Origin of the sequence: Roseomonas rosulenta, assembly GCF_016106005.1 — a bacterium.
In the GTDB taxonomy this organism is placed as follows: Bacteria; Pseudomonadota; Alphaproteobacteria; order Acetobacterales; family Acetobacteraceae; genus Neoroseomonas; species Neoroseomonas rosulenta.
On record NZ_JACADR010000086.1, the window covers coordinates 1 to 16,328 of the forward strand.

General features: G+C 68.2%; 30 protein-coding genes. 2 read left to right on the plus strand and 28 right to left on the minus strand.

Features of this window, described 5'->3' with window-relative positions; all coding sequences use genetic code 11:
- The first annotated feature begins 117 nt into the window (after window positions 1-117).
- On the plus strand, window positions 118-594 hold the full coding sequence (locus tag HW578_RS12390) for a hypothetical protein (protein WP_198370865.1): 477 nt from the start codon (window positions 118-120) through the stop codon (window positions 592-594).
- 158 nt (window positions 595-752) lie between these two features.
- Window positions 753-2,009: a sensor domain-containing phosphodiesterase gene (locus HW578_RS12395; RefSeq protein ID WP_198370866.1), complete on the plus strand. Its 1,257-nt coding sequence runs from the start codon at window positions 753-755 to the stop codon at window positions 2,007-2,009.
- A 60-nt stretch (window positions 2,010-2,069) separates the two neighbouring features.
- Here the strand turns inward: HW578_RS12395 and rplQ are convergent, their stop codons facing one another.
- From rplQ to HW578_RS12535, 28 genes are all read right to left on the minus strand, one after another.
- A complete protein-coding gene (gene rplQ, locus HW578_RS12400) occupies window positions 2,070-2,495 on the minus strand; it encodes a 50S ribosomal protein L17 (protein WP_198370867.1) in 426 nt (141 codons plus the stop codon).
- A 26-nt stretch (window positions 2,496-2,521) separates the two neighbouring features.
- Window positions 2,522-3,538, minus strand: coding sequence for a DNA-directed RNA polymerase subunit alpha (locus HW578_RS12405; protein WP_198370889.1), 1,017 nt, complete (start codon window positions 3,536-3,538; stop codon window positions 2,522-2,524).
- Window positions 3,539-3,631: 93 nt separating this feature from the next.
- The gene (gene rpsK / locus HW578_RS12410) at window positions 3,632-4,039 is read right to left on the minus strand and encodes a 30S ribosomal protein S11 (RefSeq protein WP_198370868.1); all 408 of its coding nucleotides are present in this window, start codon (window positions 4,037-4,039) and stop codon (window positions 3,632-3,634) included.
- Between the two features lies 1 nt (window position 4,040).
- Window positions 4,041-4,418, minus strand: coding sequence for a 30S ribosomal protein S13 (gene rpsM, locus HW578_RS12415; protein WP_198370869.1), 378 nt, complete (start codon window positions 4,416-4,418; stop codon window positions 4,041-4,043).
- Window positions 4,419-4,566: 148 nt separating this feature from the next.
- Window positions 4,567-5,220, minus strand: coding sequence for an adenylate kinase (locus HW578_RS12420; RefSeq protein ID WP_198370870.1), 654 nt, complete (start codon window positions 5,218-5,220; stop codon window positions 4,567-4,569).
- Window positions 5,221-5,236: 16 nt separating this feature from the next.
- Complete coding sequence (secY, locus tag HW578_RS12425; protein WP_198370871.1) at window positions 5,237-6,595, minus strand: preprotein translocase subunit SecY; 1,359 nt, start codon at window positions 6,593-6,595, stop codon at window positions 5,237-5,239.
- 185 nt (window positions 6,596-6,780) lie between these two features.
- Window positions 6,781-7,269 carry a 50S ribosomal protein L15 gene (gene rplO, locus HW578_RS12430; RefSeq protein WP_198370872.1) on the minus strand — a complete coding sequence of 163 codons (489 nt, stop codon included), beginning with the start codon at window positions 7,267-7,269 and terminating at the stop codon, window positions 6,781-6,783.
- Between the two features lie 3 nt (window positions 7,270-7,272).
- The gene (gene rpmD / locus HW578_RS12435; protein ID WP_198370873.1) at window positions 7,273-7,461 is read right to left on the minus strand and encodes a 50S ribosomal protein L30; all 189 of its coding nucleotides are present in this window, start codon (window positions 7,459-7,461) and stop codon (window positions 7,273-7,275) included.
- The gene (rpsE, locus tag HW578_RS12440) at window positions 7,454-8,083 is read right to left on the minus strand and encodes a 30S ribosomal protein S5 (protein ID WP_198370874.1); all 630 of its coding nucleotides are present in this window, start codon (window positions 8,081-8,083) and stop codon (window positions 7,454-7,456) included. The genes rpmD and rpsE overlap by 8 nt, the downstream gene beginning before the upstream one ends.
- Window positions 8,084-8,096: 13 nt before the next feature.
- On the minus strand, window positions 8,097-8,459 hold the full coding sequence (gene rplR, locus HW578_RS12445) for a 50S ribosomal protein L18 (protein WP_198370875.1): 363 nt from the start codon (window positions 8,457-8,459) through the stop codon (window positions 8,097-8,099).
- Window positions 8,459-8,992 (minus strand): 50S ribosomal protein L6, encoded by a 534-nt coding sequence (gene rplF, locus HW578_RS12450; RefSeq protein WP_198370876.1) that lies wholly within the window; start codon window positions 8,990-8,992, stop codon window positions 8,459-8,461. Before rplF ends, rplR begins: the two co-directional genes overlap by 1 nt.
- A 16-nt stretch (window positions 8,993-9,008) precedes the next feature.
- A complete protein-coding gene (gene rpsH / locus HW578_RS12455; RefSeq protein ID WP_198370877.1) occupies window positions 9,009-9,407 on the minus strand; it encodes a 30S ribosomal protein S8 in 399 nt (132 codons plus the stop codon).
- 13 nt (window positions 9,408-9,420) lie between these two features.
- Window positions 9,421-9,726 carry a 30S ribosomal protein S14 gene (gene rpsN, locus HW578_RS12460; RefSeq protein WP_170052690.1) on the minus strand — a complete coding sequence of 102 codons (306 nt, stop codon included), beginning with the start codon at window positions 9,724-9,726 and terminating at the stop codon, window positions 9,421-9,423.
- A 51-nt stretch (window positions 9,727-9,777) separates the two neighbouring features.
- Window positions 9,778-10,338, minus strand: a complete 561-nt coding sequence (rplE, locus tag HW578_RS12465; protein ID WP_198370878.1) for a 50S ribosomal protein L5 — start codon at window positions 10,336-10,338, stop codon at window positions 9,778-9,780.
- Window positions 10,335-10,655: a 50S ribosomal protein L24 gene (gene rplX / locus HW578_RS12470; RefSeq protein WP_198370879.1), complete on the minus strand. Its 321-nt coding sequence runs from the start codon at window positions 10,653-10,655 to the stop codon at window positions 10,335-10,337. The genes rplE and rplX overlap by 4 nt, the downstream gene beginning before the upstream one ends.
- On the minus strand, window positions 10,655-11,023 hold the full coding sequence (gene rplN, locus HW578_RS12475; RefSeq protein ID WP_137127388.1) for a 50S ribosomal protein L14: 369 nt from the start codon (window positions 11,021-11,023) through the stop codon (window positions 10,655-10,657). Before rplN ends, rplX begins: the two co-directional genes overlap by 1 nt.
- A 3-nt stretch (window positions 11,024-11,026) precedes the next feature.
- Window positions 11,027-11,305 (minus strand): 30S ribosomal protein S17, encoded by a 279-nt coding sequence (gene rpsQ / locus HW578_RS12480; protein WP_198370880.1) that lies wholly within the window; start codon window positions 11,303-11,305, stop codon window positions 11,027-11,029.
- A 16-nt stretch (window positions 11,306-11,321) separates the two neighbouring features.
- Window positions 11,322-11,537 (minus strand): 50S ribosomal protein L29, encoded by a 216-nt coding sequence (rpmC, locus tag HW578_RS12485; RefSeq protein ID WP_198370881.1) that lies wholly within the window; start codon window positions 11,535-11,537, stop codon window positions 11,322-11,324.
- A gap of 1 nt (window position 11,538) precedes the next feature.
- Window positions 11,539-11,958 (minus strand): 50S ribosomal protein L16, encoded by a 420-nt coding sequence (rplP, locus tag HW578_RS12490; RefSeq protein ID WP_198370882.1) that lies wholly within the window; start codon window positions 11,956-11,958, stop codon window positions 11,539-11,541.
- Between the two features lie 12 nt (window positions 11,959-11,970).
- The gene (gene rpsC, locus HW578_RS12495; RefSeq protein ID WP_198370883.1) at window positions 11,971-12,648 is read right to left on the minus strand and encodes a 30S ribosomal protein S3; all 678 of its coding nucleotides are present in this window, start codon (window positions 12,646-12,648) and stop codon (window positions 11,971-11,973) included.
- A 1-nt stretch (window position 12,649) separates the two neighbouring features.
- Window positions 12,650-13,051, minus strand: coding sequence for a 50S ribosomal protein L22 (gene rplV / locus HW578_RS12500; RefSeq protein ID WP_198370884.1), 402 nt, complete (start codon window positions 13,049-13,051; stop codon window positions 12,650-12,652).
- Window positions 13,052-13,055: 4 nt separating this feature from the next.
- Window positions 13,056-13,334: a 30S ribosomal protein S19 gene (rpsS, locus tag HW578_RS12505; protein ID WP_198370885.1), complete on the minus strand. Its 279-nt coding sequence runs from the start codon at window positions 13,332-13,334 to the stop codon at window positions 13,056-13,058.
- Between the two features lie 5 nt (window positions 13,335-13,339).
- Window positions 13,340-14,176, minus strand: coding sequence for a 50S ribosomal protein L2 (gene rplB / locus HW578_RS12510; RefSeq protein ID WP_198370886.1), 837 nt, complete (start codon window positions 14,174-14,176; stop codon window positions 13,340-13,342).
- A gap of 3 nt (window positions 14,177-14,179) precedes the next feature.
- Window positions 14,180-14,476, minus strand: a complete 297-nt coding sequence (locus HW578_RS12515) for a 50S ribosomal protein L23 (RefSeq protein ID WP_198370890.1) — start codon at window positions 14,474-14,476, stop codon at window positions 14,180-14,182.
- A gap of 29 nt (window positions 14,477-14,505) precedes the next feature.
- Complete coding sequence (gene rplD, locus HW578_RS12520; RefSeq protein WP_198370887.1) at window positions 14,506-15,126, minus strand: 50S ribosomal protein L4; 621 nt, start codon at window positions 15,124-15,126, stop codon at window positions 14,506-14,508.
- Between the two features lie 11 nt (window positions 15,127-15,137).
- Window positions 15,138-15,824, minus strand: a complete 687-nt coding sequence (rplC, locus tag HW578_RS12525; protein ID WP_198370888.1) for a 50S ribosomal protein L3 — start codon at window positions 15,822-15,824, stop codon at window positions 15,138-15,140.
- 12 nt (window positions 15,825-15,836) lie between these two features.
- Complete coding sequence (gene rpsJ, locus HW578_RS12530) at window positions 15,837-16,145, minus strand: 30S ribosomal protein S10 (protein ID WP_137127378.1); 309 nt, start codon at window positions 16,143-16,145, stop codon at window positions 15,837-15,839.
- A gap of 25 nt (window positions 16,146-16,170) precedes the next feature.
- On the minus strand, window positions 16,171-16,328 hold a 158-nt coding region (locus HW578_RS12535; RefSeq protein ID WP_456308278.1), incomplete at its 5' end, for an EF-Tu C-terminal domain-related protein.

The following is a 16,328-nucleotide window of genomic DNA, read 5'->3' on the forward strand; positions in this document are numbered from 1 at the left end:
CGGCGCTGGCCCGGTCCCCGGCGGGCCCCGCCCGCCCGGGCGCGTGCTGGCCGCGCTGGCAGTGGCGGCCGGATTGGGGCACATGCTGCGCCCGTGACCCGCAGGGACAAGCTAGCCATGACCGCGAGCCGAGCCTGCCTGCCGCGGCGCGGGGCGATGTGGCGCGGCGCGCTGGCGCTGGCGCTGCTCGGCGGCGGCGCCGCAGCAGCGGCGGCGGCGCAGGACGAGATCCGCGAGGTGGTGGGGCAGCCGCTGCTGGCGCTGGCGCAGCGGCACGAACTGACCACGGCGCTGCGCTTCAACAGCGGCGGGCAGCGTTCCGCCCTGGCGGCGCGGCTGCGCGACCCGGGTCCGCCGGTGGCGCTGGCCGAGGATCGCTACGTGTTCGGCTTCGCCTGCATGCCGCAGGGGTGCCGCGAGGGCGGCGCCTTCCTCGCCTACGACATGCAGGAGGAGCGGATGTTCCTGCTGATGACCGGCAATGGCGCGGTGCGGCTGTCGGTGCCGCCTGACCCGCGCGCCTGGCCGGAGGCGCTGCGGCCCGGGTTGCGGGACTTCGTGCCGGCGCTGGGCGAGGCCATGGGCCCGCGATAGGCGGGCGGCGGCGCGGTGCAGGAGCCGCCGGAGCCCCCGTCGTCCGCGGCGCCGCCCGACGAGCCCGCCCGGTGCGGTCGCTGCCGCCATGGCGGCGGCATGATTCACGTTTCGGTGGCGGGCCGCGTGGTTCAGTGGCGCAACCCGGAGGACATCCCTTGCCCACAGCCGAGAGCGAACTCAACCGGATCATCCTGCGCGGGGCGCGCGGGCGGGCGGCACCAGCACGCTGGAACGCCGCGGTGCGGGCGATCCGCACGCATCTCGGGCTCGAGGTGGCCTATGCCTCGCAATTCGTCGGCGAGACCATGGTGCTGCGCGAGGTCGATGCGCCGGGGCTCGAGCAGATGGCGCACAAGGGCGCGGCATTTCCGCTCGATGCCGTCTATTGTCACGACATCCTGGCCGGGCGGCTGCCAGAACTGATCCCGGACACCGCGGCCGAGCCCATCGCGCTGGCGAAGCCGATCACCGCGGCGCTGCCGATCGGGTCGCATCTGTCGGTACCGATCCGCCTGCCGGATGGCAGCGTCTATGGCATGTTCTGCTGCCTGGGATTCCGCCCGAACCCGACGCTGAACGGGCGCGACCTGCAGATGACGAAGGCCTTCGCCGAGCTCGCGGCCCACGAGATCCACGACCAGGTGGCCCAGGACCGCGAGGCGCAGGAACGGCAGGCGCGCATCCAGGCGGTGATCGAGCGCGGCGGGCTGGCCATCGCCTACCAGCCGATCTGGAGCATCCAGCCGCGCCGCCCGGTCGGCTTCGAATGCCTTGCGCGCTTCACCGGCAGCCCGAACCGCCCGCCCAATCAATGGTTCGCCGAGGCGGCCAAGGTTGGGCGCGGCGCCGCGCTCGAGATCGCGGCGATCCGCCTCGCGCTGCAGGCCCTGGTCGACCTGCCGCCCGACATCTACCTGGCGGTGAACGCCTCGCCCGTAACGGTGATGGCGCAAGGCTTCGAGGAGGCCTTCGCCGGCTTGCCGCCGCGCCGGATCGTGCTGGAGGTGACCGAGCATGCCTCGGTCTCGAGCTATGACGGGCTGGTCGAACGGCTGGAGGGGCTGCGCGGACGCGGCATGCGCCTGGCCGTGGACGATGCGGGGGCAGGGTATTCAGGGCTGCACCACATCCTGAAGCTGCGGCCGGACCTCATCAAGCTCGACATGGCGCTGACGCGCGACATCGATTCCGACCCCGCGCGCCAGGCGCTGGCGGCGGCGCTGGTGGCCTTCGCGCACGACACCGACAGCCGGATCATCGCCGAAGGCGTGGAGACGGCCGCCGAGCTCGAGATGCTGCATGCGCTGGGTGTCGAGCGGGCGCAGGGGTATTTCCTCGGCCGGCCGGTTCCCGCGGCCCAGATGCAGTCGATGTTCCCCGCGCCGGCGCGCGCGGGGCTTCTGCCAGCCTGAAATGCAAAAGGGGAAGGTGCGATGCCTTCCCCCTTGCGATGGCGCGGATGGTGCCGCGGGTCAGGTCGCGGGCGCTTCCTCGGCGGCCGCTTCCGGCTTCGGGCCGCTGTCCAGGCCCTTGGCGGCCGGGTTGCGGTCCACCAGCTCGATCACCGCCATGGTCGCCGCGTCGCCGTAGCGGACGCCAGCGCGCAGCACGCGGGTGTAGCCGCCCGATCGCGCCTTGTAGCGGTCGGCGATCTCGGTGAAGAGCTTGGTCACCACCTTCTCGTCACGGATCTGCGCCAGCGCCTGGCGGCGCGCATGCAGGCCGCCGCGCTTGCCCAGCGTGATGATGCGCTCGACATACGGGCGCAGCTCCTTCGCCTTGGGCAGGGTGGTGGTGATCTGCTCGTGCTTGATCAGCGACGTCGCCATGTTGCGGAACATGGCGAGGCGATGGGACGAGGTGACGCTGAGCTTACGCCCGGCCATTCCGTGACGCATGGTGCTTATTCCTTACCCGGAGACCCTCAGAAGGGCTCCTCGACCTTCTTCGCGAGTTCCTCGATGTTCTCGGGCGGCCAGCCGGTGACGGTGAGGCCGAGGCCGAGGCCCATCGAGGCGAGGACTTCCTTGATCTCGTTCAGCGACTTGCGCCCGAAATTCGGGGTGCGGAGCATCTCCTGCTCGGTCTTCTGAACCAGGTCGCCGATGTAGACGATGTTGTCGTTCTTCAGGCAGTTCGCCGAGCGGACCGAGAGCTCAAGCTCGTCGACCTTGCGCAGCAGGTTGCGGTTGAACGGCAGGTCGTCGCGGATCTCTTCCTCGACCCGCGCGCGCGGCTCGTCGAAGTTGATCAGGATCTGGAGCTGTTCCTGGAGGATGCGGGCGGCGACGCCCACCGCATCTTCCGGGGCGAGCGTGCCGTCGGTCTCGACCGTCAGGATCAGCTTGTCGAAGTCGGTGCGCTGGCCGACGCGGGTCGGTTCCACGCGATAGGCCACGCGGCGCACCGGGGAATAGATGGCGTCGATCGGAATCAGGCCGATCGGCGCGTCCTCGGGGCGGTTCTCGCTGGCCGGGACATAGCCCTTGCCGATGTCCACGGTGAGTTCCATGGACAGCTTCGCGCCATCGTCCAGCGTGCAGAGCACGAGGTCGGGGTTCGCGATCTCCATATCGCCGGTGGTCTGGATCTGGCCGGCGGTGACCTCGCCGGGGCCGGTCGCGGTCAGCGCCAGGCGCTTCGGGCCCTCGCCCTGCATCCGGATGGCGAGCTGCTTCACGTTCAGGACGATGTCCGTCACGTCCTCGCGCACGCCCTGGATGGAGCTGAATTCATGCAGCACGCCGTCGATGCGGATGGCCGTGACGGAGGCACCCTGGAGCGAGGACAGCAGCACGCGGCGCAGCGCATTGCCGAGCGTCATGCCGAAGCCGCGTTCCAGCGGTTCCAGCACGACGGTCGCCGTGCGCAGCGGGTCCGCCCCCATTTCGACGGACTTCTGCGTCTCGATCAGCGAGCGCCAATTCCTCTCGAGCACGATCACACTCTCCTTTCGGCAGGCCACGGTGGAAGCGGCGCGCGGGAGCGCGCGCCGGGCGCAGCGTCAGACAGACGCCACGCCTTGAGCGCGTCCTCAGACGCGACGACGCTTCCGGGGGCGGCAGCCATTGTGCGGGATGGGCGTCACGTCCTTGATGGCGGTCACGTAGAAGCCGACCGACTGAAGGGCGCGCAGCGCCGATTCGCGGCCCGAACCGGGGCCGGACACCATGATCTCGAGCGTTTCCATGCCGTGCTCGCGCGCCTTGCGACCGGCATCCTCCGCCGCGACCTGCGCCGCGTAGGGGGTGGACTTGCGGCTGCCCTTGAAGCCCTGGGAGCCGGAGGACGACCAGGCGATGGCGTTGCCCTGCGCGTCCGTGATGGTCACGATGGTGTTGTTGAAGGAAGCCAGCACATGGGCGACGCCCGAGGTGATGTTCTTCCGTTCCTTGCGCTTGACGGGGCCGCGCGAGGCGCCGCCGCGGGGTTCGCGGGCCATCTTACTTCGTCACCTTCTTCTTGCCGGCGATCGCGACCGCCTTGCCCTTGCGCGTGCGCGCATTGGTGTGGGTGCGCTGGCCGCGGACCGGCAGGCCCTTGCGGTGGCGCAGCCCGCGGTAGCAGCCGAGGTCCATCAGGCGCTTGATGTTCATCGCCTGCTCGCGGCGCAGGTCGCCCTCAACGCGGTAGTCGCGGTCGATCAACTCGCGGATCCGCAGGACCTCGTCGTCGGTGAGCTGGTTCACCCGGCGATCGTCGGGGATGCCGAGCTTGCCGCAGATTTCCTTCGCATTCTGCGGCCCGATGCCGAAGATGTAGCGAAGCGAGATGAGCACCCGCTTGTTGGTCGGGATGTTCACGCCGGCGATGCGCGCCACAGTGCCTCTCCTGGGGTCAAACCCCGAAAACCGCCGTGCGGGGCGGATGCCCCTCCGGCGCAGTGAACAAGTCCATGCAACGATGATCGGCGGCCGGGGTGACCCCCTGCCGCGGGAGCGGGCGATCTAGCCCCCGCCCCCCGCGGAGTCAAGCCTTCCCGGACAGGATTGCGCCGATCTGGCGCGCCACTTCGTCCATCGAGGCCATGCCATCCACGCCCGAGAGCTTCCCCTGGGCGGCGTAGTAGGGCAGCAGCGGCGCCGTCTGGCGGTGATAGGCATCGAGCCTGGCCGCCACCGTCTCCGCCTTGTCGTCCGCGCGGCGGGTGAATTCGGTGCCACCGCAGGAATCGCACACGCCCGCCTTGGCCGGCGGCTTGAAGGTATCGTGGTAGCCGGTGCCGCACTTGGCACAGGTGAAGCGCCCCGCGATGCGATCGACCAGGGCCGTGTCATCCACCTTCAGCTCGATCACGTGGTCGAGCTTCAGGCCCTTCTCGGCCAGCATGCGGTCCAGCGCCTGCGCCTGGGGGGCGGTCCGCGGAAAGCCGTCCAGAATGAATCCCTTTGCGCAGTCGGGGCGCGAGACGCGCGCGGCCAGCATGGCGGTGATGACCTCGTCCGGGACGAGTTCGCCGCGTTCCATGATGGCCTTCGCCTTGAGGCCGATCTCACTGCCCGACTTCACCTCGGCGCGCAGCATGTCGCCGGTGGAGATCTGGGCGATGCCGTGCTGCTCCTCGAGCCGCTTGGCCTGCGTGCCCTTCCCCGCGCCAGGCGGACCCAACAGGATCAGGTTCATTCCCGTCACTTCCCCCTTAGCGCGGACGCGGCATGCCGCGCCCGCCGAGCCTGGCCTTCTTGATCAGGCCCTCATACTGGTGTGCGAAGAGATGAGACTGCACCTGCGCCACCGTGTCCATGGTGACCGAGACGATGATCAGCAGGGAGGTGCCGCCGAAGTAGAAGGGCACGCCGTACTGGCTGATCAGGATCTCGGGGATGATGCAGACGATGCAGAGGTAGATGGCGCCCACCACGGTCAGGCGCGTGAGCACCCGGTCCAGATAGTCCGAGGTGTTCTGCCCCGGGCGGATCCCGGGCACGAAGCCACCATACTTCTTGAGGTTGTCGGCCGTCTCGGCAGGGTTGAACACCACCGCCGTGTAGAAGAAGGCGAAGAAGACGATCAGCGCCATGTACAGGACCATGTACATCGGCTTGCCGTGCGCCAGCGTGGCGGTGATGGTCTGCAGCCAGGATTCCTGCGTGGGGTCGGTCGAGAACCCCGCGATGGTGGCCGGCAGCAACAGCAGCGACGAGGCGAAGATCGGCGGGATTACGCCCGCCGTGTTCAACTTCAGCGGCAGGTGCGTCGCCTCCCCGCTGAACATGCGGTTGCCGACCTGGCGCTTGGGATACTGCACCGGGATGCGCCGCTGGGCGCGTTCGATGAACACGACGAAGGCGATGATGGCGAGCGCCGCCATCAGGAAAAAGATGATGAAGAACGTGGACAGCGCGCCGGTGCGCCCGAGTTCCAGCGTGCCGACCAGCGCGGAGGGCAGGTTCGCGACGATACCCGCGAAGATGATGAGGCTGATGCCGTTGCCCACTCCGCGCGCAGTGATCTGCTCGCCCAGCCACATCAGGAACATGGTGCCGCCGACCAGCGTGATGACGCAGGAGAAGCGGAAGAACCAGCCCGGGTCCCAGACCGCCGCGCCGAACTGCCCGCGCATGCTCTCGAGGCCCACGGCGATGCCCCAGGCCTGCGCCACGGCGATCACCACGGTGAGGTAGCGGGTGTACTGGTTGAGCTTCTTGCGCCCGGACTCGCCTTCCTTCTTCAGCGCCTCCCACGCGGGAATCGCCGCTGTCATCAGCTGCACGATGATGCTGGCGCTAATGTAGGGCATGATGTTGAGCGCGAAGACCGTCATGCGCCCGAGCGCACCGCCGGTGAACATGTCGAACATGCCGAGGATGCCGCCGCCATGCTGGGCGAGGATCTCGCCCATCACCGCCGCGTCCACGCCGGGCACGGGCACATAGGTGCCGAAGCGGTAGACGATCAGCGCGCCCAGGGTGAACCAGATGCGCTTCTTGAGCTCGGTCGCCTTCGCCAGAACCCCGAAATTGAGGCTGGACATCGCCTGTTCGGCCGCCGACGCCATGCACTTCCTCCTGGAGCACGGTCGCCGGAGGCGGGACCCATGCTCGTGAACCACGCTGCCGGGGCGTGACCCGCGCGCCCTCGGCTGCGGATGCTGCCCTAAGCGGCAGCGGCGCCCGGGTCACCCCGCGCGCCGCGCCGAACACCGGTTCCTGACCTAGCCACGCGGCCGGCCGGGCACAAGGGTCACTCGGACGCGGCTTCCGCCGGCGCCTCGGTGAGGGTGACCGTGCCACCCGCCGCCTGCACCGCCGCGATCGCGGCCGCCGAGGCGCCGGAGACGGTGATGGTGACCGCCCGCTTGATCTCGCCCTTCGCCAGCAGGCGCACGCCGGCCAGCTTCGCCGAGGTGCGCACCAGGCCGGCCGCCTTCAGCGCCGCCTCGTCCACCGCCTCGCCGGCCGGCAGGCGGCCCGCCTCGATCGCGGCGTCGAGCGTGCCGATGTTCAGCACCGCATAGTCGCGGCGGAACGGGTTAACGAAGCCGCGCTTCGGCACGCGACGATAGATCGGCAGCTGGCCGCCCTCGAAGCCGTTCAGCGACACGCCGGTGCGCGCCTTCTGGCCCTTCACGCCGCGCCCGCCGGTCTTGCCCTTGCCCGAGCCGATGCCGCGGCCGATGCGCTTGAACTTCGGGCGTGCGCCCTCGTTGTCGCGGATCTCGTTGAGCTTCATGGTTCAGTCCTCGACCTTCACCAGGTGCGCAACCTTGCGGATCATGCCGCGCACGGCGGGCGTGTCCTCGAGTTCGCGCGTCCGGTGGCGCTTGTTCAGGCCGAGACCGATCAGGGTCTCACGCTGGCCAGGCTTGCGGCCGATCGGCGACCCGAGCTGGGTCACCTTCACGGTCTTCTTCTGATCAGACACTTGCGGCCTCCGTCGCCTCGGGGGCGTCCTTCTTCTGGCCCAGGATGTCGGCGACCTTCTTGCCGCGCCGCGACGCGACTGCGCGCGGGGAGGTGCAGCGGGCAAGCGCCGCAAAGGTGGCCTTCACCATGTTGTGCGGGTTCGCGGACCCGGTGCACTTCGCGACCACGTCGCCCATGCCCAGCGTCTCGAAGACCGCGCGCATCGGACCGCCGGCGATGATGCCGGTGCCCGCTGGCGCCGCGCGCAGGATCACGCGCCCGGCGCCGAATTCGCCGATCACGTCGTGGTGCAGGGTGCGGCCCTCGCGCATCGGCACGCGGATCATCGTGCGCTTCGCACGCTCCGTCGCCTTGCGGATGGCCTCCGGCACCTCGCGCGCCTTGCCGGCGCCCCAGCCGACGCGGCCCTTCTCGTCGCCGACCACGACCAGCGCGGCGAAGGAGAAGCGACGGCCACCCTTCACCACCTTGGCGACGCGGTTGATGGTGACGAGCTTGTCCTTCAGCTCGTCGCCGTCCTGACGTTCCTGGCGGTTCTCGTTGCTGTCGCGACGACGGCCGCGGCGCTCGCGCCCGCCCTCGCCACCGCCCTCGCCGCCGGACCTCGGTGCATATGCCATGTCTGTCAGCCTCTCAGAACGACAGCCCGCCCTCGCGGGCGCCGTCCGCGAGCGCCTTGACGCGCCCGTGATAGAGATAGGGTCCGCGGTCGAAGACGACTTCCGTCACCCCGGCCGCGAGCGCGCGCTCGGCCACCAGCTTGCCGACCGCCGTCGCGGCGTCCTTGTCGGCGCCGGTCTTCATGCCTTCGCGCATCGCCTTCTCGAGCGACGAAGCGGCGGCGAGGGTGCGCCCCTGCTTGTCGTCGATGACCTGCGCGTAGATGTGCTTGCCCGAGCGGAACACCGACAGGCGCACGCGCCCGCCGGACTTCTGCCGGAGCTGGAAGCGGAGGCGGCGGCGGCGCCGCGCCTCGAGGTCGAGCTTGCTGGCCATTACTTCTTCTTGCCCTCCTTGCGGAGGATCTGCTCGTTCTCGTACTTGACGCCCTTGCCCTTGTAGGGCTCGGGACCGCGATACGCGCGGATCTCGGCGGCCACCTGGCCCACCTGGCGCTTGTCCGACCCCTCCACCTTGATGGCGGTCGGCTTCTCGCAGGTGATCTTGATGCCCTTCGGGATCGGGTAGCGGATCTCGTGGCTGTAGCCCAGCGCGAGGACCAGGTCGTTGCCCTGGACCGCGGCGCGGTAGCCGGTGCCGTTGATCTCCATCGCCTTCACGAAGCCGGTCGAGACGCCGGTGACCATCGAGTTGATCAGGCTGCGCGTCGTCCCCCACATGGTGCGGGCACGACGATCGGTGCGCCGCGGGGAGACCGCGACCTCCGAGGCCTTGATCTCGACATCGACGTCGTCCGTCAGGTCGAGCTTCAGCTCGCCGAGCTTGCCCTTGGCGGTCAGCGTGCGGCCGGCCAGCGCGAGCGTGACGCCCGCGGGAACCGGCACAGGATACTTCCCAACGCGAGACATGTCTGTGCGCCTCCCGTCAGAACACGCGGCAGAGGACTTCGCCGCCGACATTGGCAGCGCGGGCCTCGTTCTCGCTCATCACGCCGCGCGGCGTGGAGAGGATCGAGGTACCCAGCCCGTTGTAGATGCGCGGCAGCTCCGCGATCTTCGAATAGACGCGACGGCCGGGCTTGGAGACGCGGGTGATCTCCTTGATGGCAGGCTCGCCTTCCGAATACTTCAGCTCGATATCGATGAAGCGCACGCCGGGGCGCACTTCCTCGGTGCGCCAGGCGCGGATGTAGCCCTCGCGCTTCAGCGCCTCGAGCACGTTCTCGCGCAGCTTGGACGCCGGCGCCTTGCAGCGCGACTGGCGCGCCGACTGGGCGTTGCGGATGCGGGTGAGCATGTCACCCAGCGGATCGGACATCGACATGACCGGTCCTTCCTTACCAGCTCGCCTTGACCACGCCGGGGATCTGGCCCTTCGAGGCCAACTCCCGGAGCTGGTTCCGGCAGAGCTTGAACTTGCGGTAGTTGCCGCGCGGGCGCCCGGTCACCTCGCAGCGCAGGCGCACGCGGTTCTTGGCACCGTTACGGGGAAACTGTGCGAGCTTCAGCGTCGCCTCGAAGCGTTCCTCCACCGGCAGGTCGCGATCCATGATCACGGCCTTCAGGGCAGCACGCTTCGGCGCATGAAGCTTCGACAGCTTCTCGCGGCGCTTGTTCTTCTCGACAGACGAGGTCTTGGCCATGCCGTCAAAATCCTCCGGAACCTGCCGGGCTCACCCGGCGGTTTTCCAACATCAATTCTGGAAGGGAAGCTGGAACGCCTTGAGCAGCGCCTTCGCTTCCTTGTCGGTCTTCGCCGTCGTGACAAAGACAATGTCCATGCCGCGGATCGCGTCGACCTTGTCGTAGCTGATCTCGGGGAACACGATCTGCTCCTTGAGACCGAGGGAGAAGTTCCCCCGCCCGTCGAAGCCCTTGTTCCCCGGCAGCCCACGGAAGTCGCGCAGGCGCGGCAGCGCGATGGTCACCAGGCGGTCGAGGAACTCGTACATCCTCGCCTTGCGCAGCGTCACCTTCGTGCCGATCGCCATGCCCTCGCGGATCTTGAAGCCCGCGATCGCCTTTTTCGCCTTGGTCTTCACCGGCTTCTGGCCGGCGATCGCCGTCAGCTCCGCCACCGCGGCATCGAGCTTCTTCTGGTCGCCGGCGGCTTCGCCCACGCCCATGTTGATCACGATCTTCTCGAGCTTGGGCACTTCCATCGGGTTCTTGTACCCGAACTCCTCGGAGAGGGCCTTGCGGACCACCTCCTCGTAGTGCTTGCGCAGCCGAGGCTGTTCCATCGCTTCGCTCATGCGTCGATCACTTCGCCGGAGGCCTTCGCCACCCGGACCTTCTTGCCGTCCTCGAGCACCTTGAAGCCGACGCGGGTCGGCTTGCCCGACTTCGGGTCCAGCAGCGCCAGGTTGGAGAGGTCGATCGACGCCTCCTTCTCGACGATGCCGCCCGGCTGGCCCATGCCCTGCGGCTTCTGGTGGTGCTTCGCCAGGTTGATGCCCTGCACGAAGGCACGGCCTTCGGTCGGGTTCACCCGGATCACCTCGCCCTGCCGGCCCTTGTCCTTGCCCGTGAGGACCTGGACGCGATCGCCCTTGCGGATCTTCGCAGCCATCACAGCACCTCCGGCGCGAGGGAGATGATCTTCATGAACTTCTTGGCGCGAAGTTCGCGCACCACCGGCCCGAAGATGCGGGTGCCGATCGGCTCGTTCTGCTTGTTGATCAGCACCGCCGCATTGCGGTCGAAGCGGATCACCGTGCCATCCTGCCGGCGCACCGGGTAGGCCGTGCGCACGATCACCGCGCGCTCGACCGTGCCCTTCTTCACCTTGCCGCGCGGAATTGCTTCCTTGACGGAGACGACGATGATGTCGCCCACGCCCGCGGTCTTGCGCTTCGAGCCGCCAAGCACCTTGATGCACTGCACGCGGCGCGCACCCGAATTGTCGGCAACCTCAAGGTTGGATTCGACCTGGATCATAGATCAGGCCTCCACCGTCGCGAGGAAGCCAGGACGCTCGATCGTGGCGCCGTTGCGCCCGATCACCACCCAGGACTTAGTCTTGCTGATCGGGCGGCATTCCTCGATCTGCACCACGTCGCCTTCCTTGCACAGGTTGGCGTCGTCATGCGCGGCATACTTCTTCGAGCGCCGGATGAACTTCTTGTAGAGCGGATGCATCACACGACGCTCGACCAGGACCGTGATGGTCTTGTCCGTCTTGTCGCTGGTGACCCGCCCGGTGAGGACGCGCTTCGGCATGGCCGTCGGTCTCCTCTCAGGCTGCGGTTGCGGCGGCGCGGCTGCGCTCGCCGATGATGGTCTTCACCCGCGCGATGTCGCGGCGGACCTGCTTGATGCGCGAGAGCGCCTCGAGCTGGCCGGTCGCGCGCTGGAAGCGCAGATTGAACTGCTCCTTGCGCAGGTCGAGCAGCATGGCGGTGAGCTCGTCCGCGGACTTCGCGCGGATGTCGCCGATCTTGGTCGCAGCCATATCAGGCCTCCGCACCCAGGCGGGTGACGAACTTGGTCTTGATCGGCAGCTTCGCCGCACCGAGGGACAGCGCCTCGCGCGCCGTCTCGGCAGGGACGCCGTCGATCTCGAACATGACGCGGCCCGGCTTCACGCGGCACACCCAGTATTCGGGCGCGCCCTTGCCGGACCCCATGCGGACTTCCGCCGGCTTGGTGGAGACCGGCACATCCGGGAAGATGCGGATCCACACGCGGCCCTGGCGCTTCATCGCGCGGGTGATGGCGCGACGGGCGGCCTCGATCTGGCGCGCGGTCACGCGCTCCGGCTCGAGGGCCTTCAGGCCAAAGCCCCCGAAGGACAGCGTGAAGCCGCCCTTCGCCAGGCCATGGATGCGACCCTTGTGGGCCTTACGGAACTTGGTGCGCTTAGGCTGCAGCATCGTCCATCACCTTCAGCGCTGAGGCGCCTGTTCCGCGGCGCGCTTGTCCTGCGCCATCGGATCGTGCCCCATGATCTCGCCCTTGAAGATCCACACCTTCACACCGCAGGTGCCATAGGTGGTCTTCGCCGTCGCCACGCCGTAGTCGATATCGGCGCGGAGCGTATGCAGGGGCACACGGCCCTCGCGATACCACTCCATGCGCGCGATCTCGGCCCCGCCCAGGCGACCCGAGCAGTTGATACGAATGCCACCGGCGCCCAGGCGCATGGCGGACTGCACCGCGCGCTTCATCGCACGGCGGAAGGCCACGCGGCGCTCGAGCTGCTGGGCGATGTTCTCGGCCACCAGCGTCGCGTCGATCTCGGGCTTGCGGATCTCGACGATGTTCAGCGCGACTTCGGCGCCAGCCATCTTCATGAGGTCTTTGCGCAGCACCTCGATGTCCGCGCCCTTCTTGCCGATCACGACACCGGGGCGGGCGGCATGGATCGTCACGCGCGGCTTCTTCGCCGGACGCTCGATCACGATGCGCGACACGCCCGCGCCCTTGAGGCGCTTGGCCAGCGTCTCGCGCAGCTTGAAGTCCTCATGGAGCAGCTTCGCGTAATCGCCGCCGGCATACCAACGGCTGTCCCAGGTACGGTTGATGCCCAGGCGAAGCCCGATCGGATTGACTTTATGGCCCATCTTACGCGGCCTCCTGCTCGGCCGGCGCGGCCAGCTGCTGTTCCGCCACCACGATCTTGAGGTGGCTGAACCACTTCTCGATGGTGGACGCACGGCCACGGCCGCGCGCGTGGAAGCGCTTCATCACCATGGCGCGCCCCACCTCGGCTTTGGAGACGACCAGACGATCGACATCCAGGCTGTGGTTGTTCTCGGCATTGGCGATCGCGGATTCCAGCGTCTTCTTCACGGTCACCGCGATGCGGCGCTTGGAGAAGGTCAGCTGCGCGACCGCGTCCTGCGCGCGCTTGCCGCGGATCATGCCGGCGACCAGGTTAAGCTTGCGCGGGGAAACGCGGATGTTCCACGTCACGGCCTGCGCCTCGGTTTCCGCGAGCGTGCGGGGATGCTTCGGCTTGCTCATCTGATCAGCCCCGCTTCGCCTTCTTGTCGGCCGCATGGCCGGTGAAGGTGCGCGTCGGCGAGAATTCGCCGAACTTGTGGCCCACCATGTTCTCGGTCACCTGCACCGGCAGGAACTTCTTGCCGTTGTAGACGCCGAAGGTCAGGCCGACGAACTGCGGCAGGATCGTGCTGCGGCGCGACCAGATCTTGATGATCTCGTTGCGCGTGGACGCACGGGCGGCCTCCGCCTTGTTGAGCAGGTAGCCGTCGACGAACGGCCCCTTCCAGACGCTGCGCGACATCGCGATCAGCCCTTCGTCGCGTTGCGGCGGCGGACAATGAGCCCGTCGGTCCGCTTGTTGTTGCGGGTCTTCGCACCCTTCGTGGGCTTGCCCCACGGGGTGACCGGATGCCGGCCACCCGAGGTACGGCCTTCACCACCGCCATGCGGATGGTCAACCGGGTTCATCACCACGCCGCGGTTGTGCGGCATGCGGCCCAGCCAGCGAGAGCGCCCGGCCTTGCCGAGCTGCTGGTTGGAATTGTCGGGGTTCGAGACCGCGCCGATCGAGGCCATGCACTCGGACCGGATCACGCGCAGTTCACCCGACTGCAGCTTCACCTGCGCATAGCCCTGGTCCTTGCCGACCAGCTGCGCGAACGTTCCCGCCGAACGCGCGAGCTTGCCGCCCGCACCGGGCTTCAGCTCGATGTTGTGAATGATGGTGCCGACCGGAATGGCCGCCATCGGCATCGCGTTGCCCGGCTTGATGTCGGCCTTCTCGGCCGAGATCACGGTGTCGCCCACCTTCAGGCGCTGCGGCGCGATGATGTAGGCCAGCTCGTTGTCCTGGTACTTGACCAGGGCAATGAAGGCCGTGCGGTTCGGGTCGTATTCCAGGCGCTCGACGATGCCCGGCACGCCGAACTTCGCGCGGCGCTTGAAGTCCACCAGGCGATAGGCGCGCTTGTGCCCGCCGCCACGGAAGCGGACGGTGATGCGGCCGTGGTTGTTACGCCCGCCCGAGGAATGCTTGCCCTCGGTGAGGCCCTTGACCGGCGCGCCCTTCCACAGCTCGGACCGATCGATGAGGATCGTGCCGCGCAGAGAGGGCGTGACGGGATTGAAATTCTTGAGCGCCATGACTTACGCGAGCCCCGTCGTCAGGTCGATGCTCTGGCCCTCGGCCAGGCGCACCATCGCCTTCTTCCAGTCGGAGCGCTGGCCCGGACGGTTCCGGAAACGCTTCGCCTTGCCCTTGACCACAAGCGTGTTCACGCCAAGGACCTTCACGCCGAACAGGCCTTCCACCGCCGCCTTGATCTGCGGCTTGGTGGCGTCGGGGGCGACCTTGAAGGTCACCTGGCCGCGCTCGGTCAGCAGGGTCGCCTTCTCCGTCACCAGCGGCGACAGGATGGCCTGGTACATGCGCTCGCGGCTGATCACCGGGCGCTTCGCCTTCGGGGCGTCGCTCATGCCAGCCGCTCCTTCAGCGCTTCCACGCCGGCGCGCGTCACCGCGAGCACGTCGTGCTTCAGGATGTCGTACACATTGGCGCCGACCGTCGGCAGCACCTGCACCTTCGGCAGGTTACGGATCACGCGGGCGAAGTTCTCGTCCGCCGCGGCATCCACCACCAGCGCGCTGGTCCAGCCGAGCGCCTTCAGCTGCTTCGCCACCGCGCCGGTCTTGGCGTCGGCGGGCAGCGCGGCGCTGTCGAGCACCACGAGCTTGCCCTCGGCCGCCTTCTGGCTGAGCGCCGAGATCAGGCCCAGGCGACGAACCTTCTTGTTCAGGCTGTAGCCGTGGTCGCGCACCACCGGGCCATGCACCACGCCGCCCTTGCGGAACTGCGGGGAGCGCAGCGAGCCCTGGCGCGCATTGCCGGTGCCCTTCTGCCGATACGGCTTCTTGGTCGTGCCGGAAACCTCGCCCATGCCCTTGGCCTTGTGCGTGCCGGCACGGCGCTTGGCCAACTGCCAGTGCACGACGCGCGCCATGATGTCGGCGCGCGGCGCGGCGCCGAACACGTCCTCTGGCAGGTCGATCTCGCCGGCAGCGGCGTTGTCGAGGGAGATGACAGGAAGCTTCATGACCATGTCCCTCAGGCAGCGGCCGTCGGGAAGGGCGCATCGGCGTGACGCGCGCGCTTCTCGGCGTCGCGGATCATCACATAGCCGCCCTTCGAACCGGGCACCGCGCCCTTGATCAGCAGGAGCCCCTTCTCCGCATCGACCAGCGCGACCTCCAGGTTCTGGGTGGTCACGCGCTCGACACCGAGATGGCCCGCCATCTTCTTGTTCTTGAAGGTCTTGCCGGGGTCCTGCCGGTTGCCGGTCGAACCATGGGAACGGTGGCTCACCGACACGCCGTGCGAGGCCTCGAGGCCCGCGAAGTTCCAGCGCTTCATCGCGCCCGCGAAGCCCTTGCCGACGGTGACGCCAGTGACGTCGACCTTCTGGCCCTTCACGAAATGCGCGGGGCTGAGCACCGTGCCGGGCTCGACCACCGCATCGGAGCCGACGCGGAACTCGACCACCTTCTGCGGCGCCTCGACGCCTGCCTTCGCGAAGTGACCCTTGTTCGCCTTGGAGACGTTCTTGGGCTTCGCCACGCCGATGCCGAGCTGGACAGCCTCGTAGCCGTCCTTCTCCGCGGTGCGCTTCGCGATGACGCGGACATTGTCCACGTGCAGCAGGGTCACGGGAACGGTCGAGCCGTCCTCATTGAACAGCCGGGACATGCCCAGCTTTCTCGCGATCAGGCCGGTGCGGCCCGTCTTCGCGGCCATGGCTCTACGTCCTCAGATCTTGATCTCGACGTCCACGCCCGCGGCCAGGTCGAGCTTCATCAGCGCGTCCACGGTCTGCGGGGTGGGGTCGACGATGTCGAGAAGGCGACGATGAGTCCGGATCTCGAACTGTTCGCGCGACTTCTTGTCCACGTGGGGCGAGCGGTTCACCGTGAAGCGCTCGATATGCGTCGGCAGAGGGATCGGGCCCCGCACGCGCGCACCGGTCCGCTTCGCGGTGTTCACGATCTCCCGCGTGCTGCCATCGAGCACGCGGTGATCGAACGCCTTGAGGCGGATGCGGATGTTCTGGTTGTCCATGGTGTGGGACCCGCGTTCCTGCCGATTACGCCGTGATCTTCGCGACGACGCCCGCGCCGACGGTCCGGCCACCCTCGCGGATCGCGAAGCGCAGACCCTCGTCCATCGCGATCGGCGCGATCAGTTCCACATCCATCGACACGTTGTCCCCCGGCATCACCATCTCGACACCCTCGGGCAGCG